Annotated in this window: 21 protein-coding genes, 1 tRNA gene and 1 pseudogene; 13 read left to right on the forward strand and 10 right to left on the reverse strand. The window is 36.8% G+C overall.

From position 1 onward, the window contains the following. Positions 1-19: 19 nt before the first annotated feature. From E1I69_RS20340 to E1I69_RS20350, 3 genes are all read left to right on the forward strand, one after another. Positions 20-85 (forward strand) — tRNA-Val (locus tag E1I69_RS20340). Positions 86-288: 203 nt separating this feature from the next. Continuing rightward, entirely contained in the window at positions 289-1,752 is a 1,464-nt protein-coding gene (locus E1I69_RS20345; RefSeq protein ID WP_136381381.1) for a pyruvate kinase, read from the forward strand. Positions 1,753-1,894: 142 nt separating this feature from the next. Next, complete coding sequence (locus tag E1I69_RS20350) at positions 1,895-2,185, forward strand: hypothetical protein (protein ID WP_136381382.1); 291 nt, start codon at positions 1,895-1,897, stop codon at positions 2,183-2,185. Between the two features lie 99 nt (positions 2,186-2,284). Here the strand turns inward: E1I69_RS20350 and sstT are convergent. From sstT to E1I69_RS20375, 5 genes and pseudogenes are all read right to left on the reverse strand, one after another. After that, positions 2,285-3,519: pseudogene (gene sstT / locus E1I69_RS20355) on the reverse strand (serine/threonine transporter SstT). A 243-nt stretch (positions 3,520-3,762) separates the two neighbouring features. Then, positions 3,763-4,041, reverse strand: coding sequence for a hypothetical protein (locus E1I69_RS20360; protein ID WP_136381384.1), 279 nt, complete (start codon positions 4,039-4,041; stop codon positions 3,763-3,765). 19 nt (positions 4,042-4,060) lie between these two features. Continuing rightward, on the reverse strand, positions 4,061-4,735 hold the full coding sequence (locus E1I69_RS20365; RefSeq protein ID WP_136381385.1) for a DUF421 domain-containing protein: 675 nt from the start codon (positions 4,733-4,735) through the stop codon (positions 4,061-4,063). A gap of 122 nt (positions 4,736-4,857) precedes the next feature. Continuing rightward, complete coding sequence (locus E1I69_RS20370; protein WP_136381386.1) at positions 4,858-5,535, reverse strand: SOS response-associated peptidase; 678 nt, start codon at positions 5,533-5,535, stop codon at positions 4,858-4,860. 26 nt (positions 5,536-5,561) lie between these two features. Continuing rightward, the gene (locus E1I69_RS20375) at positions 5,562-6,824 is read right to left on the reverse strand and encodes an ATP-binding protein (RefSeq protein WP_242634658.1); all 1,263 of its coding nucleotides are present in this window, start codon (positions 6,822-6,824) and stop codon (positions 5,562-5,564) included. Between the two features lie 203 nt (positions 6,825-7,027). On the opposite strand from E1I69_RS20375, the gene E1I69_RS20380 reads away from it, so the two are divergent. Both E1I69_RS20380 and E1I69_RS20385 read left to right on the forward strand, forming a co-directional pair. Continuing rightward, on the forward strand, positions 7,028-7,525 hold the full coding sequence (locus tag E1I69_RS20380; protein WP_136381387.1) for a PTS sugar transporter subunit IIA: 498 nt from the start codon (positions 7,028-7,030) through the stop codon (positions 7,523-7,525). A 257-nt stretch (positions 7,526-7,782) separates the two neighbouring features. Continuing rightward, complete coding sequence (locus E1I69_RS20385; protein ID WP_136381388.1) at positions 7,783-9,042, forward strand: helix-turn-helix transcriptional regulator; 1,260 nt, start codon at positions 7,783-7,785, stop codon at positions 9,040-9,042. Between the two features lie 190 nt (positions 9,043-9,232). On the opposite strand, the gene E1I69_RS24580 is transcribed toward E1I69_RS20385, so the two are convergent. Then, complete coding sequence (locus E1I69_RS24580; protein WP_161974948.1) at positions 9,233-9,496, reverse strand: hypothetical protein; 264 nt, start codon at positions 9,494-9,496, stop codon at positions 9,233-9,235. Between the two features lie 5 nt (positions 9,497-9,501). Beyond that, complete coding sequence (gene cudC, locus E1I69_RS20390) at positions 9,502-10,032, reverse strand: choline uptake/conversion transcriptional regulator CudC (protein ID WP_136381389.1); 531 nt, start codon at positions 10,030-10,032, stop codon at positions 9,502-9,504. Positions 10,033-10,353: 321 nt separating this feature from the next. Here cudC and proV point away from each other — a divergent pair, with 321 nt between their 5' ends. From proV to E1I69_RS20410, 4 genes are all read left to right on the forward strand, one after another. After that, the gene (proV, locus tag E1I69_RS20395; protein WP_136381390.1) at positions 10,354-11,604 is read left to right on the forward strand and encodes a glycine betaine/L-proline ABC transporter ATP-binding protein ProV; all 1,251 of its coding nucleotides are present in this window, start codon (positions 10,354-10,356) and stop codon (positions 11,602-11,604) included. Continuing rightward, positions 11,604-12,452 (forward strand): ABC transporter permease, encoded by an 849-nt coding sequence (locus tag E1I69_RS20400; protein WP_136381391.1) that lies wholly within the window; start codon positions 11,604-11,606, stop codon positions 12,450-12,452. The genes proV and E1I69_RS20400 overlap by 1 nt, the downstream gene beginning before the upstream one ends. Further along, positions 12,452-13,348, forward strand: a complete 897-nt coding sequence (locus tag E1I69_RS20405) for a glycine betaine ABC transporter substrate-binding protein (protein ID WP_136381392.1) — start codon at positions 12,452-12,454, stop codon at positions 13,346-13,348. Before E1I69_RS20400 ends, E1I69_RS20405 begins: the two co-directional genes overlap by 1 nt. Positions 13,349-13,463: 115 nt before the next feature. Then, entirely contained in the window at positions 13,464-16,532 is a 3,069-nt protein-coding gene (locus E1I69_RS20410; protein WP_136381393.1) for an efflux RND transporter permease subunit, read from the forward strand. A 284-nt stretch (positions 16,533-16,816) separates the two neighbouring features. Here the strand turns inward: E1I69_RS20410 and E1I69_RS20415 are convergent, their stop codons facing one another. Continuing rightward, positions 16,817-18,649, reverse strand: coding sequence for a DNA ligase D (locus E1I69_RS20415; RefSeq protein ID WP_136381394.1), 1,833 nt, complete (start codon positions 18,647-18,649; stop codon positions 16,817-16,819). A 43-nt stretch (positions 18,650-18,692) separates the two neighbouring features. Further along, a complete protein-coding gene (locus tag E1I69_RS20420; RefSeq protein WP_136381395.1) occupies positions 18,693-19,607 on the reverse strand; it encodes a Ku protein in 915 nt (304 codons plus the stop codon). Positions 19,608-19,959: 352 nt separating this feature from the next. Between E1I69_RS20420 and sigI the strand changes: the two genes are divergently transcribed. Both sigI and E1I69_RS20430 read left to right on the forward strand, forming a co-directional pair. After that, positions 19,960-20,712, forward strand: coding sequence for an RNA polymerase sigma factor SigI (sigI, locus tag E1I69_RS20425; protein WP_136381396.1), 753 nt, complete (start codon positions 19,960-19,962; stop codon positions 20,710-20,712). Then, a complete protein-coding gene (locus E1I69_RS20430; RefSeq protein ID WP_161974949.1) occupies positions 20,709-21,779 on the forward strand; it encodes an anti-sigma factor domain-containing protein in 1,071 nt (356 codons plus the stop codon). Before sigI ends, E1I69_RS20430 begins: the two co-directional genes overlap by 4 nt. Positions 21,780-21,822: 43 nt before the next feature. Here E1I69_RS20430 and E1I69_RS20435 read toward each other — a convergent pair whose 3' ends face one another. Continuing rightward, the gene (locus E1I69_RS20435) at positions 21,823-22,014 is read right to left on the reverse strand and encodes an alpha/beta-type small acid-soluble spore protein (RefSeq protein WP_116351043.1); all 192 of its coding nucleotides are present in this window, start codon (positions 22,012-22,014) and stop codon (positions 21,823-21,825) included. A gap of 200 nt (positions 22,015-22,214) precedes the next feature. Between E1I69_RS20435 and E1I69_RS20440 the strand changes: the two genes are divergently transcribed. Both E1I69_RS20440 and E1I69_RS20445 read left to right on the forward strand, forming a co-directional pair. Next, complete coding sequence (locus E1I69_RS20440; RefSeq protein WP_136381398.1) at positions 22,215-23,564, forward strand: TrkH family potassium uptake protein; 1,350 nt, start codon at positions 22,215-22,217, stop codon at positions 23,562-23,564. A 96-nt stretch (positions 23,565-23,660) separates the two neighbouring features. Then, the coding region (locus tag E1I69_RS20445; RefSeq protein ID WP_431731897.1) for a transposase zinc-binding domain-containing protein at positions 23,661-23,981 on the forward strand (321 nt) is incomplete at its 3' end.

Here is a 23,981-nt window from a genome sequence, read left to right on the forward strand (position 1 = left end):
AGATGTGTATAAGAGACAGCCGTAGCTCAGCTGGGAGAGCGCTACCTTGACAGGGTAGAGGTCGTTGGTTCGAACCCAATCGGAATCATCATTTAAAAGCTCCACCTTCCTTATTTTTAAGGGAGGTGGAGCTTTTTATCTTTTCAACATATTAATAAGTTTGAATATAAATGAATAATGTAAAAAAAAGTAATACACAGTTTTGGTACAGCCCTTTAACTTTGGGTCTATTCACTTTTTGAAAATAGTACATAAAAAACGTTTACTCTTGAAAGGAACGTGGTGGCAATGGATCAAGCCCAACTAAAAGAAAATTTAATTAAACTAAGGGATGATACTCAAACAACCATTGTAAAACACACCGAAGACAAAGATATTGATTCTACAACTCTAAGTAAAATTAATTTGCGGGCATTTTTTGCTGTACACAGAATGGCTCATCCCAATTTAAACAATATTTTACGTGAAAAAGGATTTTTGCCACTTTCAAATAGTAGTCCCCATCTTATGGATACCTTAAATAAAATCATCTTTCACCTTTCCAAGGAAGTTTCTACCCCTTATTTGAAAAACGAATTTATTGACGTAAACACTGCGAATTCATTAAAAGAAGAGCGTAAAGATCAGTTGTTTGGAAAAACTATCAATCAAAAACATATCATGGTTACCCTTGACCGGAAAATGCTTAATACCCCTGAAGTTTTTAACGATTTGCTGCAAGCCGGCATGACAATAGCAAGAATAAACTGTGCACATGACGATTTGACGGTTTGGAAAAAGATGATTCAAACATTAAAAATGGCAGAAGAACCGTATAATTCAAAATGCAAAATCTTCATTGATCTTCCAGGACCTAAAATTCGAATTGGGCCAATTAAACCTAGTAAAAATAAAAATGGGCTTATAAAAATAAAGAAAAATGATATTTTACGAATTTATAAAAATGATAAATATATTGGAACTCCTAAAACGGATCATGAGCCAGCGACTGTAGGTGTTACATTACCGAAAGCTTTACGAAATGTGCGACTCGGTGACAGAGTGTATATAGATGATGGAAAAATAGTTGCAAAGATTTTATCGAATACAGAGGAGTATATCGAGACTAAAATCCTTTTAACAAGAAAAAAAGAAGAGACCATCTATCCGGAAAATGGCATAAATTTTCCTGATTCCCTTGTCCATTTAAATGTACCAACCGTTTCTGAATCAGACTTAACGATTTTGAAATCCATGTATACAGACTTTGATTTAGTTGGAATTTCCTATATTAATCACCCGAAAGATATTCAAATTGTAAAGCACCAGTTAGACATGTTGACTGAAGATGAAAAAGGAATTATTGCAAAAATAGAAACGAAAAATGCCATATTCTCATTATCCAAAATAATCATGGAGGGATTAAATTTTGGTTTGTTTGGAGTCATGATTGCTAGAGGGGATTTAGTAATCGAAATTGGATTAGAGCAGTTTTTAAGTGCGCAAGAAGGAATTCTAGAAATCTGCCATGCTGCCCATATTCCTGTTATTTGGGCCACTGGAGTCTTAGAAAATATGAATAAAAAGAATATCCCATCAATTCCTGAATTAACAGATGCACATGCAGGTTTAAGAGCAGATTGTATAATGCTTAATAAAGGTCCTTATGTTCCAAATTCCATCGAATTTTTACAAAAGCTGAATGAAATTAACCAAGATCCTCAATTCCATGTAAGAAATTCACTAGTATCATTTGTTCAATATGATTTTTGATTGTTAGAGTAAAATGGTCATAGATCGCCTCCATTTGCCCTAAAAAGTTATTACAAATAAAGCCCATTTTGGTTAATTGCCCAAGAATTATTACATTCGCGGAATATATTGTAATTGAAAATATGAGGAGGGATAACTTAGTATGAATGTGTATGATCAGCATTTTGTAGGAAATCCACAGGTTCCAATGATTGATTCAAATGATAGTAGGATTTTTGGAAGACCATTTGGCTTTGGAAGACCATTTGGCTTTGGAAGACCATTTGGATTCGGAAGACCGTTTGGCTTTGGAAGACCGTTTGGTTGGGGATTTGGTGCTCCGTTCTTAGGAGGCGCGTTATTAGGGGGATTATTAGGAAGTACCTTAGCTGCTCCATGGGGATATGGATATCCTTATGGGTATGGATTTGGATATCCTGGGTTCTTTTATTAATATGTATTGGAATCGGTTACCTATATTTGGTAACCGATTTCTTTTTGTACAAAAAACCACCCAAATTAATGAGTGGGATAAACAATTAAATATGCGTACTTAAGCCGACTTAATAGCAACTTTTTTCATTTTTTTCGCTTTTTCGCATATTCAGCTGTTGCTGTGAAAAGAACATCAGATGAAGAGTTAAGGGCGGTTTCACAAGAATCTTGAAGGACTCCGATAATGAAACCAACACCGACGACTTGCATAGCGATGTCGTTTGGAATACCGAATAAATTTGATGCTAAGGGAATAAGCAACAGGGATCCTCCCGCAACACCAGAAGCCCCTGCAGCTGAAATTGCTGATAGGACGCTAAGAATAAGCGCTGTTGCAAAGTCAACCTCAATACCAAGTGTGTGAACTGTAGCAAGTGTTAGAACGGATATTGTTACCGCAGCACCTGCCATGTTAACTGTACCACCTAATGGGATTGAAACGGAATAAGTATCTTTATTTAACCCAAGCTTTTCACATAAGTTCATGTTTACCGGAATGTTCGCAGCAGAACTACGAGTAAAGAATGCAGTTATTCCACTTTCTCTTAAACATTGAAAAACAAGTGGATATGGATTTTTGCGAATGTAGAAATATACAATCAATGGATTCACAACTAGTGCGATAAAGAACATACAGCCGAGTAATAAGGCAAGAAGTTTACCGTATTCCATCAATGCGGAAAGTCCATTGGTAACTAATGCATCGAACACTAGTCCCATGATTCCGATTGGAGCTAAACTAATTATCCATTTTACAACTTTTGTGATAGCATCAGACACATTTGATAATAGAGTCTTTGTTGTTTCGTTTGCATTTTTTAATGCAATCCCTAAAAGAATCGCCCAAGCGAGTATTCCAATGTAATTTGCATTCATCAGTGCGTTTACTGGGTTGTCTACCACATTAAATAATAATGTTTGCAGTACTTCTAAAATGCCACTTGGAGGAGCAAGGTCTTCTGCACTTGTAACAAGTGTCAGTTTAACTGGGAAAAGAAAGCTTGCAACAACAGCAACAAGTCCTGCTACGAAAGTTCCTATCGCATATAGTCCTATAATGGATTTAATATTTGTTTGGGTACCACTTTTGTGTTTAGAGATGGCGTCAATAACTAAGAATAAGACCAGTACTGGTGCAACTGCTTTTAATGCACCAACAAATAATGAACCGAAGATGGTAACCCAGCTTGCTCCCTTAGGAACAATCAAAGCTAAGAGAATACCTACAATAATCCCAGCAAGTATTCGTTTAACAAGGCTAATTTGATTCCATTTGTGAAACATTTCTTTCATCTTGTTTCCCCCTTTTTAATCGTTGTTAAAATGATAGTGTTATAATAATATTTGTAAGTTTAACATGAAAATTGTTAATTGTTAATAAATTTTAATAAAATGGAAATTATTATGCTAAAAAATACTTTTTTAACTCGAATCTAAAAAAATGAACGTAAAAAGCCTACAGTCCAAGTATAGTTTGGATATAGGCTTTATTTTAACATAGGTTTTTAATTTTTATCGACTCTGAAAAAGTTAAATCTATTCGCTCGTTTTTCGATATTCTACTATAGTGGTTTTTAAGGAAGCATAAGAGCCGATCGCAGCAGAACCATAAAACCAGCCCATGAACAGTCCTGCTGCTAGGTCGTGTCGATGACTATAAAAAACAGAGACTAGTAATCCAATTAGAATAGCAAGAGTTGGAACGTACTTTTTCGGTATGTTCAAAAGTTTTTTTGAGATTTGTGTGATGATCATGACGAAGGGCACTGCAATTACAGCATCCCAAAAATTTGTATGTATTGTTGGAAATTCCATGTGAAATCACCTCTAAAGGTTAGTAGGTTTGTACAAAAACCCCGTCATCTTCTTGCCATTCTGCTAAAAACACATCTTTATAATCAGTAATGTTTTGTGACTGAAGCTGATTTCTTAACCATTCTTCATTAAATCCTAAGTCGTGAATCTCATCCCATAACACTTTTCCATCTCTTATGAAGGTTACAGGTACATAGATAGGTTTTTCTGGGAGGTTGAAATCTTCTACTGTTGTTTTTTGGTATTTTGCCTTTTTTAAAATGCTAATGGATCCATTACCTTCAAGATAGCAAAAGGCAACCTCCCGAACGGAAAAGGTCTCTCTTTGCCGGAGAAGGCTCTGCAATTGATTAAGATTCATTCTTGCCTTTTTTAGGGCTTGTTTATCAATGGTTCCATTTTTGATTAGGGCAATAGGTTTTCCCTCAAAAATCTCCCGAAAAAGTAAAACCTTTTGACCAAGGAATTCAATGATGAATAATAACAATCCCCATAAGCACATTGAGAAAACGATATAAATGGCATTAATGTGTTGGTCATATAGGGCGTTTCCGAGCAATTCACCAAAGACAATTCCTGAGATAAAGGTAAAAGGGGTAATTTGGTTAATTATTTTTCGTCCAACAATTTTAACAATGGTGAATAATAGGAAAAAGCCAAGTATTAGTTCGAATGTTAAATGGGCAAATTTCATTTGGATTTACTCCAATCACTTTGTAAATCATTTTATTTATCTCCAAAAAGTGGTGGTTTATCCCGCTTAATCCATAAAACAAAAAACTTACTGAATCCATCTCGGACCACAGTCGTTGTGCTTTAACAAATTTTTTGTATTAAATTTGGTGAGTTATTTCGAGGTGAGTTGACCAATGCTGAGACCTCGTAAGCCTCCATCTCTTCTGCGGCCAATGGTTTAAGTAAATCTGAGACTTTTGATAGATCATCCAAAGAAGGATTAAGCCATAGTTTTTCATCTTCCTTTCGTAATATAACGGGCATTCGGTCATGAATGTCTTTCAACAATTCATTTGGAGTTGTCGTAATAATCGAGCAAGAAAACAAAGCATTTCCATCAGGGGAATTCCAACGCTCCCAGATTCCCGCCATAGCAAAAAGCTCATCTGATTTTAATTTGATCCGCATCGGTGTTTTCGATTTATCAGTACCTTTTTTCCATTCGTAAAAGCTATCCGCAATAACGAGGCAGCGTCTTTGTCTGAAAGCTTGGCGAAAACTTGGTTTTTTAGCCAACGTTTCTGCACGGGCATTGATCATTTTATAGCCAATCTTTTCATCCTTTGCCCAGGAAGGAACGAAGCCCCACCGCAAATAACCAAGACGATTACGTCTGCCATCATTGATTACTGATAGGACCGAATGAGAGGGGGCAATATTAAAGCTAGGGCTATATAAATCTTGTTCAATGGTGGCTTCAATATCAAACCGCTCTAGAATGTCATCGAACTCTGCAAAAAGAGTAAATCGTCCACACATTTCTTATCACACCTCATTTTTCATGTCTAAATTGTCGATGGTGGTTGATATCTAGGCAATTTTATAATAAAGGTTGTACCCTTGCCAATGGCACTTTCAACTTCAATTGAGCCTTTTAATTGTTCAATAATTTGGAAACAAATCGTTAATCCAACACCCGTTCCCTTGTCTTTTGTTGAATAAAAGGGTGTTCCGATTTTTGACAATTGTTCTTTCGTCATCCCTGGACCATTATCCGTTATTTTTACCGTGATATTATTCTCTTTTGAAAAAGCTTCAATCATTAGCATGCCATCATTTCCAATCGCTTCAATAGCGTTTTTAATAATATTTATTAGTACTTGCTTAATTTCATCCTTATTCCCATTGATAAACAAAAGTTTTTCAATTGAAGTTTCGACTTCAATATTTTGGATATTTGTATAGGACGTCATTAGCTCGACGGTTTTTGCGAGTTCTTCGCTAATGTTTATTAATTGTGTACTACTATTATTGGGCTTTGCAAGGGATAAATAATCATTAATAATCGATTGAGCACGATTTAATTCTGAAAGGGTAATATCAATATAATTCCGCTGTTTTTCCGTAATATTATCATCACGAATGATTAACTGTAAAAAACCATTTACTGTTGTTAATGGATTCCGAACTTCATGGGCAACAGAGGCTGCGAGTTGGCTGATCACATTCATTTTTTCAGAACGTCTTAATTCCCTTTGTAATTGGATTTGATGGTTTAAGTTTTCAATTAGTAGAACGACCAATAAAAGAGTAATCAATGTAACAATTGAAAAAATAGCCATCTCTAAAATTTGTTCAGTCAAGTTATTTTTTACTAAAGTCATTGTTCTCGTTAGAACTATAAAACAGTAAATAGTTGAAAGGAGCATAAGTTTCTTGTTTAACAGTAGGGAATGATATTTTTTTAATAAGAAATAAAAAATGATTGTAATGACTGCGTAATTCATTAAGGTTATGAAAAGGTTAGAATCTCCAAGCACTTGTAAAAAGACTAGCATCATCAAAATAACAGATATTCCTTGAAAAAATCCAATATAGAGGAATGCGACGAATATAGGGATAATTCTGAAGTCATACGAAAAGCCATTTGCATAGGTTACGGGAAATGACATTGTCAACAATAGGATAATGACAATCATTCCGAGTAATTTATTCGAATAGTGCTTTGGTGTAAAGCTATTGTCTTGAATGACCAGTAAATAATAGAGAAGAATAGGAAAAATGACGATGAGTACGTGATAGAGAATATGGCCAATGTGATCAAGCAATTTTTGTGAGACCCCCTTTTTCTAAACCTTCCGAATACTACATCATTAAATTCGACATAATCACCAATAATCCTTCATCTTGATACGGAGATATTGAACAATATTTCGGAAAAATGTAAAAGCAATTTATTCAATTCATAATTCTTTTTTTCTTGTTCTGGGTATGATACAACTAAACATATCTTACATTTTGGAGGTCTATTATGTTTAAAAAATTATTTGGTAGTAAAGATAAAAAAACGGAGGAAATTCTAATTGCCCCAGCGACTGGGAAAATTCTCGCTCTAGAAGAAGTACCAGACCCAGTATTTTCTCAAAAAATGATGGGAGATGGTCTTGCCATTGAGCCGTCAGAAGGAAGGATTGTTTCACCTGTTAAGGGGGAAATTATCCAAGTATTCCCTACGAAACACGCAATTGGGATTAAAACAGAAATTGGTTTGGAGCTTCTCATACATATTGGGCTTGAGACAGTGAACATGAAAGGGGAAGGATTCACCACTCATGTAAAAGAAGGAGACAAAGTCGAGGTTGGTACTGAACTGGTAATCTTTGACCTTGATTTAGTGAAAGAAAAAGCTGCAAGCACTATTACACCAATTGTCATTACTAATTTTGATGCAGTTGAAACTTTTGAAAAAATCGGAAGCGGGCAGGCAACTGCTGGATCTACAGAACTTGCAAAAGTAAAGAAAAAATAAGAAAACGGTCCCGAACGGTGGGGCCGTTTTTTCATCTAGTACTTATTGTTTATTTCATCGTCGTTTTACATATATAGGAAATGTGGAGCATAGGATTTCTAAAGAATTGATTAAAAATGTTAATGTCACTTCTGTGAAGACATCTTTTGAGCGCATATCCTAAAAATAAGTCTTTTTACCTAATGTTAAAAAGAGGATTTTTACCATTTTTCTAGAAAGAGTATATATGCAGTCAAGCTAATGAGAGGGTATGAAATATGGAGATAGGAAGCAGAATACGTTTCTTTCGAATTCAAAAAAATATGACACAAGAAGAGTTGGCAAACGAGATTATCTCAATTTCTTATCTTTCAAAAATAGAAAATAACCAAACCTCAGCTAGTATTGAGGTTCTTGAATTATTATGTGATCGATTAGGAATCAAGCTGATAGAAAGTGAAGAATACGAGCAATTAAGGGAGCTTCATGATTGGTACCACCTGATGGTTGCGCGAAAAAGGGAACCAGCCATTGCTTTTTACGATTCCTATGAAAGTAAGAATACAAATGATTCAAGGGTTGCCATTTTCTTTGTCCTCTTTGAGTTGCGATATTTTATTTTTATCAAACAATTAGACAAAGCCGAAGCGCAAATTAAGAAAATTGAATTGTATAAAGATATATTTGATATCCGTATGAACTATTTTTATGAAAAAATTGTAGGTCAATTTTATTATTTTAAAAGCCAATTTTCTGTTGCAATGGAGCATTTTAAGGTAGCAGAAGAAATTTTAACAAGCAGTGTCCACTTTGAAAGCTGGGAAACAGCAGATTTGTATTATTATAAGGGGCTTAATAATAATCGAATGGGAAAATTAGCCTTAAGTATTGTGTATATACAGAAGGCACTAGCCATCTATCAGTCTCTTTATGATTTAAAAAGAAGTGCTGAATGTCAAATTTTACTGGGAATCAGTTATGAAAAAATAAATGAATTTGAAATGGCCGAAGAAAACTATTTATTAGCAACAAAGGTAGCTGAGGGAATCAATGATCCATCTTTATTAGGTTTGATTTACCATAATCAAGCTGTCCTTTATTCGAAGCTTGGAAAATCCACTTTGGCTATTGAACAATTTAGAAATAGCCTCGATCATAAAGAAGAGCATGTGGTCATTGGTCGGCTGCGCTCGATTCATGGTTTAATCGAAGAATATTATAAAATCGGGGATTATGAAAACTGCAAAAAGTGGCTGCACGAGGGATTTGCAATCGTGGAGAAGCATCAAGATCTAACTGAATTCAACATTCATTTTATCTATTATGACTATTTACTTCAGAAGTCTGAAAATCTAGTAAAGTTTATTGAAAAAGATGCATTGTCGTTTTTCGAAAACATTGGCCATCATCTCTACATCGCTTATTATTCGGAGGAACTAGGGAAAATCTATCAAGAAAATCATAAATATAAGTTAGCAAGCTATTATTTTTCAAAGGCAATCTCGTCTTTGAAAAAACATAGTCACCTATATCAATAAAAAAAAGAGGTAAAAAAGGAGATGGGAAAGTGAAAAAATTAATGCTGTTATTCATGCTTGGTCTCGTAACAATTGCAGGTTATCAATTAACGGAAGATACTGCATTGGTGGACAATGACTACCCTGAGTCACAGGAAGTACAGGCATAATGAGAAAGCAGCCCGTTTTTAATTTCGGGCTGCTTCTTCATTTATAAGAAGTGATGATAATTGGAATGATTGTTCTTGACTTCATCGACTTGTTTTTGTATTTTGCGGGAGTCGGTAGAACGATTCTTTTTTGAAATTCGGTCAGCTACAAAACCTACGAGGAGTAACCCTCCAAAAAAGACTAACAGCCAGCCCCATAATGGCATTTTTTCACCCCCATATTGTAAAGTATGTATTTCGGACAAATCGATGAAGTATATCAGTAAATCGTAATCTATTTTTAAATAAAAAAAAGCAACGTTCATAAACGTTACTCTTTTGGAATAAATGTAAAAATTTCTTGTGATTCGAAGCTGTCTACTAGTCGGTCGAGCCAAAAATAGTATTCTAATGCTTTCTTCAACTTTATAATATCACTTTCGGCTTCGGCTTTAATTTCATTGCTTTCTTGCTCGTCCTTTATAAGCTCATTAAGGTCGGATAATGATTTTTGGATGGCGCTGACATTCATGGAAATACCACTTCTCCACTTTATTGTAAAAAAATCAATAAAGGTTTGATACCAATCTTCCTCAACCTCATATAGATCTTTCCGTATCCCTTTTTTCCACACTTTATCGACCATTTTTAATTCCATTAAGTTCCGAACAGAGGTACTCATACTGGTTTTGCTCATGCCTAACTCTTGTTTCATGTCATCCAGTGTCATCGGCTCATCATGAAAATACATGAGACCCCAAAGTCGGCCAACAGAAGGAGTTACCCCATATAAATTCATATTTTGAGCGATTGCATCAATTACACGTTCTCGGGCTTTTTCTAGTTTGTCTTCGCCTTGCAAATAGATTCACATCCTACAACAAAGTCTTTAATATATATAGCCTACATATTTGGGGATGGAATGTAAAGGGGAGCTGTTAAAAGGAATATGGAGGATATTGGAGGGATTTTAAGAATGAAGTATGTAAAGTACGTACAGTTTTAACTTTACAAACTTTACGACTGAATATCCCGTTATATCCCTTTTGTGGAATTTGGATATTATTACTACAATTAATAGGTCATAGTTACTAATTGCTTTCTACATCGGTATTTTATTGGCTTTGCAAGAATATCAAATAATTGTTCGGGTTATAACATCAAGAAAAATTGAGGTGACAGAATGGAAAGTGAAAAACAAGTAAAAATAAAGGTTTCTAATGTAACAAAAATATTTGGACGCTCATCTAAAAAAGCAATCCAACTATTAAAAGAAGGAAAAACCAAGCAAGAAATCTTAAAAAGTACAGGCTCAACAGTGGGGGTGAATCAAGCAAGCTTTGAGGTTTATCCAGGTGAAATTTTTGTCATTATGGGTTTATCAGGAAGTGGAAAGTCGACTTTGGTTCGTCTATTAAATAGATTAATAGAACCAACATCAGGCCATGTTTATATTGATGGCAAGGATGTCGTCTCCATGAATAAAGAAGAAATCCGTGAAGTTCGTCGGAAAAAAATGAGTATGGTTTTTCAGCGCTTCGCATTATTCCCGCATAAAACGGTTCTCCAAAACACGGAATATGGCCTAGAAATCCAAGGTGCACCTAAGCAAGAACGCTCACAGAAAGCATTGGAAGCTCTTAAACTAGTTGGCCTAGAAGGCTATGAACATCAATATCCTGACCAGCTCAGTGGTGGGATGCAACAGCGTGTAGGACTTGCAAGAGCCCTCGCTAATGACCCGGATATTTTATTAATGGACGAAGCATTCAGCGCTCTTGATCCATTGATTCGGAAGGACATGCAAGATGAATTGATTGAATTACAAGGGTCAATGGAAAAAACAATCGTCTTTATTACTCACGACCTTGACGAAGCATTACGTATCGGTGACCGTATTGCCTTAATGAAGGACGGCAATATTGTTCAAATCGGAACCCCTGAAGAAATTCTTATGAATCCATCTAATGAATATGTAGAAAGATTTGTCGAGGATGTCGATTTGTCTAAGGTGCTAACAGCTGGACATATCGTCAAACGTGCCGAAACCGTTCAAGTTGATAAAGGTGCAAGACTTGCTCTTAAAATTATGAAGGATAATGGTTTATCCACTGTTTATGTCGTTGATAAGCAGAATAGGCTTTTGGGCGCAGTAAGTGCAGTAGAAGCTTCGAAAGCGGTTGAACAAAATTTAACATTGGCAGATGTCATGGAGAAAAATCTTAAAACCGTTGATACGAGTACATTACTTGTTGATTTATTTGACGATGTATCACAAGCTACAATTCCAGTAGCGGTTGTTGATGAACAAAATCGCCTCAAGGGAATTGTCATTCGGGGTGCGGTCATTGGTGCACTTGCAGGTAATAACACATATATAAATGACTTTGGGGCTGAACAACTCCCTCCAAGTGATGAAAGGGAGGCATTATGATGGAAGGTTTATTACCAAAACTGCCAATCGCCAGTTGGGTTGACATTTTTGTAGATTGGTTAGTTTCAAACTTTGAATTTTTATTTGAAGGGATTGCAGCAGGACTAGAAGGATTTGTAGAAGGAATTGTTTTAGGATTAGGATTTATTCCTTCCTTTTTATTAACAATTATTTTAGGTGCAGTAGCCTGGAAGATTTGTAATTGGAAAATTGCACTATTTACTTTAATCGGATTATTCCTTATTGATAATTTAGGCTACTGGGACAATATGCTTCAAACAATTGCCCTTGTATTAACTTCTGTTGGAATATCCGTTATCATTGGTATTCCTTTAGGAATCTGGGCATCACAAAGTAAAACAGTGGGCAACATTGTCATACCGATACTCGACTTTATGCAAACAATGCCAGCCTTTGTGTATTTATTACCGGCAATCTTTTTCTTCAATATTGGTGTTGTACCTGGAGTTGTAGCATCTGTTATTTTCGCAATGCCACCAACAATTCGATTAACGATTCTAGGAATCACTCAAGTACCAAAGGATTTAATTGAAGCAACTGAAGCCTTTGGATCAACAACAAAACAAAGGCTAATAAAAGTGCAAATACCACTTGCCAAGCCTACAATTATGGCTGGTATTAACCAAAGTATCATGCTAGCTTTATCAATGGTGGTTATCGCCTCAATGGTAGGTGCACCAGGACTAGGAGCAGATGTATACCGTGCAGTAACACAGCTACAAACAGGAACTGGTTTTGAAGCTGGTCTAGCAATTGTTATTGTTGCAATTATTCTAGACCGGATTACTCAAAATATAGGAAAAAAGAAACAAGGGGGAACTGCTTAATGTTTAAAAAAGTAGTAAAAGCGTCATTAGCAATTGGATTAACGATAGGACTTGCAGCGTGTGGCGGAGGTTCTGAGGAAACGGGAAATAGTTCATCACCCGCATCAGTAGGAGAAAGTGTAGATTATAAGATTGTTGGAATCGACCCGGGTGCTGGAATTATGAAAGCAACAGCATCAGCAATTGAAGAATATGGTCTTGAGGATTGGACGTTAGTTGAAGGTTCTGGAGCCGCAATGACAGCAGCACTAAAGAAGGCTTATGACAAGGAAGAACCAATTATCATCACTGGTTGGACTCCACACTGGAAATTCTCTGCATTTGATCTGAAATATCTTGAAGATCCAAAAGGTGTTTATGGTGGGGAAGAAAATATTCATAGTATTGCACGAATAGGGCTAAAAGATGATCTCCCAGGCGTTCATAAGTTGTTAGACCAATTCAATTGGACAGCAGATGACATGGGGAATGTAATGGTAGATATTAATGAAGGTACAAAACCTGAAGAAGCAGCTGCAAAATGGATCGAAGAGAATTCCGATAAAGTTGCCCAGTGGACTGAGGGTGTCCAAGAAGGTAATGGTGAAGAAGTAAAATTAGCTTATGTGGCGTGGGATAGTGAAATCGCAAGTACAAATGTTGTTGCTAAAGTGTTAACAGATTTAGGTTATAAGGTGAAAATGAGTCAAGTAGAAGCTGGTCCAATGTGGACTGGTGTAGCGGACGGGTCTGTTGATGCACACGTAGCAGGATGGTTACCAGTTACACATGCAGACTATGTAGAAAAATATGATGGCAAATTTGAAGACCTAGGTTCGAATCTAGAAGGCACAAAAATCGGTTTAGTCGTTCCGAAATACATGGACATTGATTCTATCGAAGACTTAAAAGAATAACCTTCAGAAAAGGTGATGATTAGAAGCTGTACACTCAATTTGGGTGTACAGTTTTTTTATTAAATGGGCATAATTGCAATTGTATTGTACTTTTCTAGAAAAGAGGAACAGATCAATGCATATCAGCAAATTTTCGATAAAGCGACCCACTTTTACATTGGTTTCTATGTTTTTAGTGATTATTTTAGGAATCGTTTCCTTAATGAATATACCATTAAAATTAATCCCGGATATCAATCCTCCTGTAGGAGTGGTTGTGGCGAACTATTTTGGAGCAAGCCCGAATGAAGTCTCTGAAAAGGTCACAAAACCGCTTGAACAAAGCCTGTCTACATTGCCGGGCTTAAAAACAATGTCCTCGACATCCCAAGAGGGTGCATCTTTCATTTTATTACAATTTTCGTGGACAACTTCGATTGATGAGATTGAAAACGAAATTGTAAGCCGCATCAATCAAACACAAATTACAGATGATGCGGAGGCGCCGCGATTTTTAAAATTTGACCCTTCACAGTTTCCTGTCATCCAATTGTCCCTGAGTATGGAAGGGGATGAAAAAGGCCTTCAAGAGCTTGCTGAAGGGTTAGTTACTGAACTCAATAAAGTAGAAGGTGTCGCAAATGTAAATCTGTCCGGTGTTGTATCAGATGAAATAAAAGTGGAATTAGATCAGGAAAAATTAAAAGAGTATGCTCTCACACAAACGGATATTGTCAATATCCTTCGGGCCAATGCAGTTTCACTTCCTGGAAATACGATTGAATCTGAAGGGAAAGAGCTTACTACAAGGGTCATTAGTAGTTTGAATTCTGTTGACGATTTAGAGGAACTTGCGATTACAATTGACCCCATATTAGGTGAAAAAGTCGTTTTAGCGGACCTAGCCCAAGTAAAAATTGTTCCTGAATCACAAAAAACCATTACCCGAGCGAACATGGAGCCCGCCATGCTCGTCAGTGTTCTTCAGGAATCGGATGCCAATACAGCGAATGTTTCGCAAAGCTTTCAAAAAGAATTAGAAAAAAAGCTTGCCCAGAAAAAATATAAAAATGTTCAAGCTGATATCCTGTTTGACCAGGGAGACTACGTCAAAGTAGCAATTGGCAACATCACAAGTACTCTGTTGCTCGGTGGATTATTTGCTATGATTGTGCTCTTTTTTTTCCTGCGAAATGTAAAGAGTCCACTCATAATCGGCATTGCGATTCCATATTCGGTTATTGTTACCTTTGTGCTCATGTATTTTTCTGATTTCTCATTAAATATTCTCACATTAGGTGGACTTGCGCTTGGGATTGGGATGCTTGTCGATAATTCAATCGTCGTAATCGAAAACATTTACCGCCATTTATCAATGGGGAAAGAGCCAAAGGTGGCTGCTGAAGAGGGAACAAAAGAAATTGGAACAGCTATTATTGCCTCAACCTTAACAACGGTTGCCGTGTTTTTACCTGTGGTTTTTATAACCGGTTTAATTGGAGAATTGTTTACGGAATTTGCAGTTACCATTGCATTTAGTTTATTTGCATCTCTCGTTGTCGCGTTAACTGTGGTCCCGATGCTAGCAAGTCGATTTTTAAAAAGACCAATCGGGGACCTCGAAAAAAAACGAATGACATCGAGAGGCATGCTCTTTTTAGAGAAGGCAACAAGATGGTCATTGAGTCATCGCCTCATCGTACTATTGGTGACTTTAGTGATGTTTGGGGTAAGTCTATTTGGGCTTTTTACAGTGGGAACGGAATTCATTCCGAAAAGCGATGAGGGTTTTTTTACAATAAAAATGAAGCTTGAAAATGGTACACCGCTAAAGGAAACGCAAAACGCAGTCACAGTAATTGAAAAGGAACTTGCAGAGGAGCCGGACGTTGATGTCTATGTCAGCTTAATTGGCTCTACTCAAGAAAAAAGCTTTCGAGGAGGGGGAAGCACCAACGAAGCCGAAATTTATGTGAAAATGGTTGGGGCTGAGGAACGAGAGCGCTCAACCTTTGAATTTGTCGATGATACAAAGCAAAAAATCGAAACGAAGGTCAGCGAACTCCATCCAGAAGCAGTGGTTAAATTCAATCTACAATCATCTTCAGGCTCTACACCGAACACTTTGCAGTTCCATGTGAAGGATACAGATAAGGGACAGCTCGATAAAGCAGTAGATAAAATTGCGGATGCACTTGTAACGTTGAAGGATGTCACAGAAGTATCTACGGATGTTTCGAAAACGATTGAGGAGCTTCAAATTACGATTGATAAAGAAAAAGCATTTGAAGAAGGGCTTGTGCCCGTACAGATTGCATCAACGGTCAATGATGTCACAAGAGGTACACGGGCTATTCAGTTAATCGATCAAGAAAATACGATTTATCCTGTCAATGTTGGCTATAACCGAGAGTTTACCAATCATATTGAAAGCCTTAGAGATCTTCCTTTAAAAACACAAGCAAATACATTTGTACCATTAGATGAGGTGGCTGACATTGAAATTGGTGAAGGTCCATTAACGGTTCGAAGAATTGATCAACAGCATGCTGTTCAATTTACCGTGAAATACGTGTCGTCAACCAATCTTGGCGCGATTTCGAAAAAAATTGATGAAGAGGTGGCAGGGCTGGGGCTATCAGATGAAACGGATCTGGTCTATAGTGGTGACAAAGAGCTGTTAGAATCCGCGATGGATCAAATGCTGTTAGCATTTGTGCTAGCCTTAACATTGATTTATTTCGTGATGGCTGCACAATTTGAGTCATTCAAATATCCATTTGTAATTATGTTTACGGTTCCATTAATGGTGATTGGGGTTGCGATTGGTCTCTTTTTCACAAACACCCCAATCGGAATTACAGCCATCATTGGAATTATTGTCCTAGCAGGTATCGTCGTCAACAATGCGATTGTGATTGTGGATTATATTAATAGGAAAAAAGAAGAAGGTATGGGATCATACGAGGCTATTGTTGTGGCGGTAAAAGATCGGACACGCCCGGTGATGATGACGGCCTCAACGACAATCTTAGGGTTGTTACCGTTAGCATTTGGCATCGGCGAAGGCTCTGAAATCAATCAACCAATGGGAATTACCGTCATCGGAGGATTATTAAGTAGTACCCTGTTAACATTATTTGTAATCCCAGTCGTGTATAGTTTATTTGATAAAGAGACGAGGAGGAGGGTTGAGGGGGGATAGGGGGTTAAGTTTATTTAAGGCATAAGTGCGAGATATGAGAGGGCTTTTGGATATAGTTGGAAAAAATCAGCATAAGAGGCAGATATGAGAGGACTTTTGGGTATTGTTGGAAAAGGTCATAGCATAAGTGGAAGATATGAGAGGAATTTTGGAGATTGTTGGAAAATGTCATATCTAATAAGCCGGATGAAGAGGAAACCAAGATAGACCCAATCCCGAAACCCTCTTCATCCCTGCCGTATCCTAAAATAACCCACTCTAGCACAACTAAACCAGCACTCAACCTACTTCTGCCGCAAAAACTCCAACACAGGTTCAAATGGCTGTTCATCTTTTGCCTCAAAATAATGTGCAAAGGGGCAGCCTTTTTCATTGATTCGCTCTATAATCATCTCTAATGGAAAATCTTCAATGGACAAATCATCCGTTATCTCTTCCCAATAAAGTGGAGTGGCAACATAGGCCCCATCATTTCCGCGAACTGAATATGGAGCAACAATTGTTTTTCCCTCAGCATGTTGCACATAATCGACATACAGGCGGTTGCCGCGGTTCTTTTTAAGCCTTTCTGTTGTAAAAAGATCGGGTTCCATCGTCGTTAAATAGTTAGCGACAAATTCCGTAAATTGTCTGGTATCATCATACGAAAATCGGTTTTCTGGAAGTGGAATATAAATCTGTAATCCCTTATTACCAGATGTTTTTACAAATGAAGTCAATTTAAGACCATCGAAAACTTCTTTTAAGATGGTCGCCGCCTTTTTGGCTAAGGGAAAAGCATCACGGGACGGAGGATCCAAATCGAAAACAATTTCAGATGGTCCTTTAGAATAAATCGTTTGAAACGGAATATGAAACTCGAAACTTAATTGATTCCCTAACCACGTAAGAGTTTTTAAATCATTACAAATAATATAGTCAATCCCTTCGGACATTGAAGTTTGGATAAAGTCGGGTGCATAGTCAGGACAATTCTTTTGGTAAAACTTCTCACCATACATTCCGTGTGGATATCGAATGACAGTTAATAATCGATCCTTTAAAAACGGTAGCATATAAGGAGAGACTTCCACTAAATAGTGGATGTACTCAAACTTTGTGATCGATTTATCTTTCCAGAGTGGTTTTTCAGGATGGGTGATTTCAATCCCTTCAGGTAGAAGTGGTGTTTTTCGCACAAGTTTTTCCCATGTACAGTCCTGCCACTCGACATCAAACCGGAATTTTGAAAAGCTTGGCTGGCGTAGTTGCTCCTTATACAATTCTAAATAAAAGAGTTCGACACAAATGCCTGGCTCTACTTTTATAAAGCCAGCAGTTTCCTTACTTGCATTTGCCTGAATAACCCCAAGAAGAGCCTGTCGTTCATCAGGAGAAAGACCATGTGAAAACAAGCCAATCTCATATATTTCATTCTTTCTCATTACACCCACATGGAAAAAAGCATTCTTTTTGTCATAGCCTAGAATAAAAAAAGCGCCAACCTGCCAATTTTTTATTTTGTACCAATTTGTTGTACGTTTGCCTTCATCCCATGTACTGTCCATTTTTTTTGCAATAATCCCTTCAGCATTCGCTTGAGTTGCTTCAGCCCAGATTAAATGAAAATCTTGCTCATACGGAACAAATTGGATGAGTTCTCGATTAGTTGGATCAACAACACTAGGCAGTTTAACATCAGCAAAGAGATTAGATAATGTCAGTTTCCGGTCTTGGAATCTTCTATTCATGAGATTTTCGTTTCCCAACACCAATAAATCAAAAACCAAATATTGAGCAGGTTTGGAAGCAGATGCTTGGGCAATTTTAGCTTCACTTTTCAATCGACCACGTTGCTGAATAAATTCAAAGCTTGCTTTGAAAGGTGATTCTAATAAACAAAGCTCCCCATCGAAAATAAGGGGTAGGTACGGTTTCATTACATCTGATAGTTCTTCACATTGTGTAATGATCTCAGGAAACTGCTCATTAAGAAGGTTTCCGTTCCTACTGATTAACTGGATACCATCATAGTCCCAATGCAGCATTGCCCGGAATCCATCATACTTAATTTCGTATACCCAGTTTGGACCAGTAGGGGCTTCAAAAATAAGAGTCGGAAGCATTGGCTTTAGCATCGTGTCACTCCTTTATTGCTACCCCCTTAGAAAGGGACCCCTATCATGTACCAACTTTTTTACGGGTCGTTCTAGCTTTTGGTTTGACAGAGGTGCCCTTATCTGTACCTGTTGGTGCCTCTTGTTTTGTTTTCGGTTTTGCATTTCCTTTAGGAGTAGCGGCTTTCTTTGGTGAAGCTGTTTCCTTGGACTTTGTCCGTTCAATGCTGGCTTGCAGGGCACTCATAAGGTCGACAACATTTGAACGTGGAGCTTCTTTGGAAGTTGTTCCTTCATTATTATTCACTTTCGATTCAATAAGCTCCATCAGGGCAGTGCGGTATTCATCCTTATATTTTTCTGGATTAAATTCAGTTGTTAACTGATCAATCAGCATAATCGCCGTATCGAGCTCTTTTTCATTAATATCCACATTTTCGGGGACGCCGGGGACTTCAGCAACATTGCGAACTTCATCAGGATAATGGATCGTTTCCATCACAAGGCTGTTTTTATAGACACGGATAATGGCCATTTGCTGCTTTGAACGTATTGTAATTTCTGCAATCCCAATTTTCCCTGATGTTTGTAAGGCCTCTCGAAGTAGTGCGTATGCTTTACTACCATTTTCACCCGGTCCCATGAAATAAGAGCGGCTAAAATAAATTGGGTCGATTTCCTCAAGCTTTACAAAATCAATAATTTCGACGCTTTTATCCTCATGCTCGTCCTTGAGTTCTTTTAGCTCCTCGTCACTTAAAATGACAAATTTCCCTTTTACATATTCATATCCCTTTACGATGTCCTCATTTCCTACATCTTTTTCGCAATTCGGACAGGTTTTTTCATATTGAATGGGGGTGTTGCACTCTTTATGCAGATTTCGGAGTTTCACATCTTTGTCTTCAGTTGCTGAGTAAAGCTTTATCGGTATATTCACTAATCCAAAGCTAATGGAGCCTTTCCACATTGTATGCATAAGTTTTCCTACTTTCCTTTTTGTGAGTATTGTTTCCTTAAACTGGCGCTGGAATGATGGTAATATAAACCTGAGGATACTCACGAAAAAATAATGAGTAAAAATCTTTTTTACCCCCCAAAAAAGAAAACCGATGACGTAAACTGTAAATGAGTCAAACATTACAAACGAAACTTGGAATGTAACGGAAAAGAAATATATGTTACAGAGTTTGTTACCTTTCAAATAAAGAGTAGTCTTTCGTATTAGTTCTTTTGTAATATTTTTTGCTTAAGCCTTCTAATGTGAAAAATTGTTATTGAATCTCGCTTTCATCTCTTGCTACTATTAACAGATAGTAAAGAGAATTGAGGTGAAACCAGTGCTGAGTTTATTGTTTAAGATTGGCAAGCGAAAAAGCACTTTGGAAGAAACCGTTATTGGGATTCAAAATGGAAATCAAAACCTACAAAATAAACTAATTGAAGACTATAAACCCTTTATTGCAAAGAATGTGTCTGCGGTTTGTAAACGATATATAAGTGATTCGGATGATGAATTTAGTATCGGACTAATTGCGTTTAATGAAGCCATTGAAAAGTACTCTAGTGAAAAGGGTAGTTCCTTTTTATCTTTTAGTGAACTTCTCATTAAACGACGAGTCATTGACTACATCCGTAAAGAAGCGCGAGTAAGGAATATTAATTTTATCTCGAATGGTGAAACAGATGAGGAAGGGGCACAATCGAAAATTGAGGCGCACCTTTCTATCGATGATTACCAAAAGAAAGTGGAGCAGGAACAAAGGAAAGAAGAAATTCTCCATTTTCATGAAGTATTGCAGGAATTTGGCTTGACGTTTCACGAGTTGCTTGAAATTTCACCAAAACATGCAGATGCTAGACAAAATGCAATTATGGTATCAAAGGCTGTCGTTGAACATGAAGAGTTGATGCGGGTCTTGTTTGAGAAGAAGCAGCTTCCGATCAAGCAACTTGAATCGAAAGTAAGTGTCAGCCGTAAAACGATTGAAAGAAATCGAAAGTATATTATTGCTATGGTAATCATTTTATCTGGTGACTATGTCTATTTAAAAGATTATCTAAAAGGGGTGCTCGAAAGTTGAAAAAGGGGATCGTTATGGATGTGAACGATGAATATATTACGATGCTAACCCCTGACGGTGAATTCGTAAAAGCCAAACACATGAAGGATAGCTATGAAATTGGTGAAGAAATGACTTTTTTTCCAATCAATGAACGGGTAAGCCATACTTCAAAGCGAAGTTTCTTTCAGGTAAAGAAATGGCGCTACGCACTTGCAAGCTCATTAATTGCAATTTTATTATTATCTTTATTTATACCCTTTTCATCGAGTGATGAAGTGTATGCATACATGTCCATTGACATCAATCCAAGCTTTGAAGTGGGGTTAGATGAAAACCTTCACGTCGTAAGTCTAGAAGCTTTAAACGACGAGGCAAAAAAACTAGAGGAATCCATTCCAGATTGGAAAAATAGTACACTTGATTCAATTACGGAAAAAATCATTCAACATAGTAAGGAGAATGGCTATCTTCTAGATGGAAAGCAAGTGTTAATTACAACTGTGGTAGCAGACAATCATAAAAAAAAGGTGGACCAAGAGCTGCAGCAAGGAATTGAAGAAATTAAAGAAGTATATGGAAAAGAGCAAATTGCTGTTACTTCTGTAACAAGTACGGTTGAAACTAGAAATGCTGCTAAAGAAAAGGGTATTTCTACAGGTAAACTTCTCATTAAAGAAAACAAAGTTCCTAAACCAGTGGAAGAAATGAAGACTAAGCCTGCCAAAGAAGAACAAAATACAAATTACCAGCAGGAAAACGCCACTCAACAGAAAGATATAAATGAGTTTAAGAATACTCACAAACAGAGGGCGGAAGACGTTCAAGAAGAGCTTAAAGAGAAAAAAGAACAGATAAGAGATAAAGTCAAAAACAATATAGAAAATTCCAATATGCCAGACCATATTAAAGAAAAAAAGTTCGAAAAAATGGATGAAAAATGGGAAGAGAAAAAGCGTAAGCAAGAAGAACGTGAACGGAAACAAGAGGAAAAGAGACAAGAGAAAGAAAACAACAGACGCGGAAATAACGGAAACAACAATGGCAATAACGGGTATCACAATCACAATAATGGCAACAATCATTAAAGCCGAGGGGGAACCTCGGCTTTTCTCCATTTTATGCAGTTTTTTATTCACCTTTTAATTGAGACTGTGCTTGTGCGACTAAGCGCTTCGTAATTTCGCCACCTACTGAACCATTTGCACGGGATACTGTATCTGAACCAAGCTTAACACCAAATTCTTGGGCAATTTCAAACTTTATTTGATCTAAAGCCTGTTCGATTCCAGGAACAAGCAATTTATTGCTACTTCTAGCCATTACCTTCACTCCTTTTTAAATTATCGAACAACGTATAATTCGTTGTATCTTTAGTATAAGAAGTTTATTAATTTCAATACTGGAAATGCATACTAATCAGCATAAGCAAATTCCCATAAATGTAAAAAAGTCTTTCAAAATGACGTTGAATTCTTTAATATAGAGGAATAGATTTGACAAAGATGTTAGGGTGAAAGAAAATGTGGAAAAAAATTAATTTGTACATTAATGAGCTCACACCAGCTCAATTAATTTTTGCGTTCTATCTGTTAGCTGTTACGATTTCCGTTATTTTATTAAGCCTTCCTATCGCGATTAAGGAGGGTGTTCATGTTTCCTTCATTGATACGTTATTTACAGCGGCAAGTGCAGTTAGTGTAACTGGGTTAAGTGTAATATCAATTAAAGATACATACACCGTTGCAGGAATTTTTATTTTAATATTTGTGTTGCAGGTTGGCGGAATTGGAATTATGACGATGGGAACGTTCATCTGGTTATTATTTCGCCGTAAGATTGGTCTACGAGAGAGACGTTTAATTATGGCTGATCAAAACCAATCACAGCTTTCAGGACTGGTAAACTTGCTTAAACAAATTATTATCATAATGGTTGGGATTGAGTTCTTCGGCAGTTTAATTTTAGGTCTTTATTTTATGCAATTTTTCGATACATGGCAGGAAGCTTTTATCAATGGTATTTTTGCAGCTGTTAGTGCGACCACAAATGCTGGTTTTGACATAACCGGAAGTTCGTTAGTGCCTTATGCTAATGATTATTTCATTCAATTTATTACGATAATCTTAATTATTTTAGGAGCAATTGGCTTCCCGGTTTTAGTAGAAATAAAAGATTTTCTGCTACATAAAAAGGGGAGATACCGCTTTTCATTATTTGCGAAGTTGACAACAGTTACGTTTTTGTCATTAGTTGTTTTTGGGACCTTAATGATTTTTCTTATCGAATCCAATCATTTCTTTAAAGGAATGACATGGCATGAAACCTTTTTTTATTCCTTATTCCAATCCGTTACTACCAGAAGTGCTGGGCTTGCAACGATGGATGTCAATCAGTTTTCAGAGCCTACTTTACTGTTCTTAGGTGCCATGATGTTTATTGGTGCTTCACCTAGCTCTGTTGGAGGGGGAATCCGAACAACGACATTTGCGATTAATATATTATTTTTATTTAATTTCGCAAGAGGAAATAAATCGATTAAAATCTTTAAACGTGAAATCCATGAAGAAGACATAAAAAAATCACTGATTGTGACGATTTTTGCTTTTTTCACATGCTTTCTTTCTATTTTCATTTTAACCATTACAGAGAACTTTACGTTTACTGAAATATTCTTCGAGGTTGCATCTGCATTTGGTACATGCGGATTATCGATGGGGATCACCCCTGACCTAAGTCATTTTGGGAAGTTTCTTATTATGTTTCTCATGTTTATCGGAAGGGTTGGAATTCTGAACTTTATCTTTATTATTGGAAAGAAAGGCAAGGATGCAAATTATCACTACCCGAAAGAGAGACTCATTATTGGATAATGAAAGAGCACCTGGAATGGTGCTCTTTTTCAAAAGATAAGAAAGTATAAAAATTTGGGTCTACCACAGTCATTTAAGCTGTGGTATTTTCATTTTATGGAGACCAATATATTGAGAAGAATATTTTTTGATAAACACCAACATTGGGAAGCTTTCAAAAGAAAACACGGTGCTAAAATCCGCCCTATCGTAATTAAGGAGGTTGAGAAATTTCGAGATTGTGGGGATATCAAAAATGGATTTAAGTTATTTGTGTGTGAAGGTTGTCATGATGTGCGAAAGGTTCCTTACCGATGTAAAGGTCGATTTTGTACCACGTGCTCTGTTGGAGAAAGTGAAGAATGGAGTAGGTTACTTACTGAAGATGTTCTTCAGGTTAATCATCGGCACGTAATTTTTACGATTGATGAAGGACTA

This window comes from Bacillus timonensis, assembly GCF_004799755.1.
Classification (GTDB): domain Bacteria; phylum Bacillota; class Bacilli; order Bacillales; family Bacillaceae_L; genus Ferdinandcohnia; species Ferdinandcohnia timonensis_A.

What these genes read in the sequence shown, in the direction of transcription:
- E1I69_RS20365 (WP_136381385.1), bottom strand. Translation starts at nt 4,735, where the DNA reads ATGAAATTTGCCCATTTAACATTCGAACTAATACTTGGCTTTTTCCTA.
- E1I69_RS20405 (WP_136381392.1), top strand. Translation starts at nt 12,452, where the DNA reads ATGTTTAAAAAAGTAGTAAAAGCGTCATTAGCAATTGGATTAACGATA.
- E1I69_RS20400 (WP_136381391.1), top strand. Translation starts at nt 11,604, where the DNA reads ATGGAAGGTTTATTACCAAAACTGCCAATCGCCAGTTGGGTTGACATT.
- E1I69_RS20360 (WP_136381384.1), bottom strand. Translation starts at nt 4,041, where the DNA reads ATGGAATTTCCAACAATACATACAAATTTTTGGGATGCTGTAATTGCA.
- E1I69_RS20385 (WP_136381388.1), top strand. Translation starts at nt 7,783, where the DNA reads ATGGAGATAGGAAGCAGAATACGTTTCTTTCGAATTCAAAAAAATATG.
- proV (WP_136381390.1), top strand. Translation starts at nt 10,354, where the DNA reads ATGGAAAGTGAAAAACAAGTAAAAATAAAGGTTTCTAATGTAACAAAA.
- E1I69_RS20380 (WP_136381387.1), top strand. Translation starts at nt 7,028, where the DNA reads ATGTTTAAAAAATTATTTGGTAGTAAAGATAAAAAAACGGAGGAAATT.
- E1I69_RS20435 (WP_116351043.1), bottom strand. Translation starts at nt 22,014, where the DNA reads ATGGCTAGAAGTAGCAATAAATTGCTTGTTCCTGGAATCGAACAGGCT.
- E1I69_RS20350 (WP_136381382.1), top strand. Translation starts at nt 1,895, where the DNA reads ATGAATGTGTATGATCAGCATTTTGTAGGAAATCCACAGGTTCCAATG.
- E1I69_RS20440 (WP_136381398.1), top strand. Translation starts at nt 22,215, where the DNA reads ATGTGGAAAAAAATTAATTTGTACATTAATGAGCTCACACCAGCTCAA.
- E1I69_RS20420 (WP_136381395.1), bottom strand. Translation starts at nt 19,607, where the DNA reads ATGCATACAATGTGGAAAGGCTCCATTAGCTTTGGATTAGTGAATATA.
- E1I69_RS24580 (WP_161974948.1), bottom strand. Translation starts at nt 9,496, where the DNA reads ATGAACGTTGCTTTTTTTTATTTAAAAATAGATTACGATTTACTGATA.
- E1I69_RS20345 (WP_136381381.1), top strand. Translation starts at nt 289, where the DNA reads ATGGATCAAGCCCAACTAAAAGAAAATTTAATTAAACTAAGGGATGAT.
- E1I69_RS20415 (WP_136381394.1), bottom strand. Translation starts at nt 18,649, where the DNA reads ATGCTAAAGCCAATGCTTCCGACTCTTATTTTTGAAGCCCCTACTGGT.
- E1I69_RS20410 (WP_136381393.1), top strand. Translation starts at nt 13,464, where the DNA reads ATGCATATCAGCAAATTTTCGATAAAGCGACCCACTTTTACATTGGTT.
- E1I69_RS20370 (WP_136381386.1), bottom strand. Translation starts at nt 5,535, where the DNA reads ATGTGTGGACGATTTACTCTTTTTGCAGAGTTCGATGACATTCTAGAG.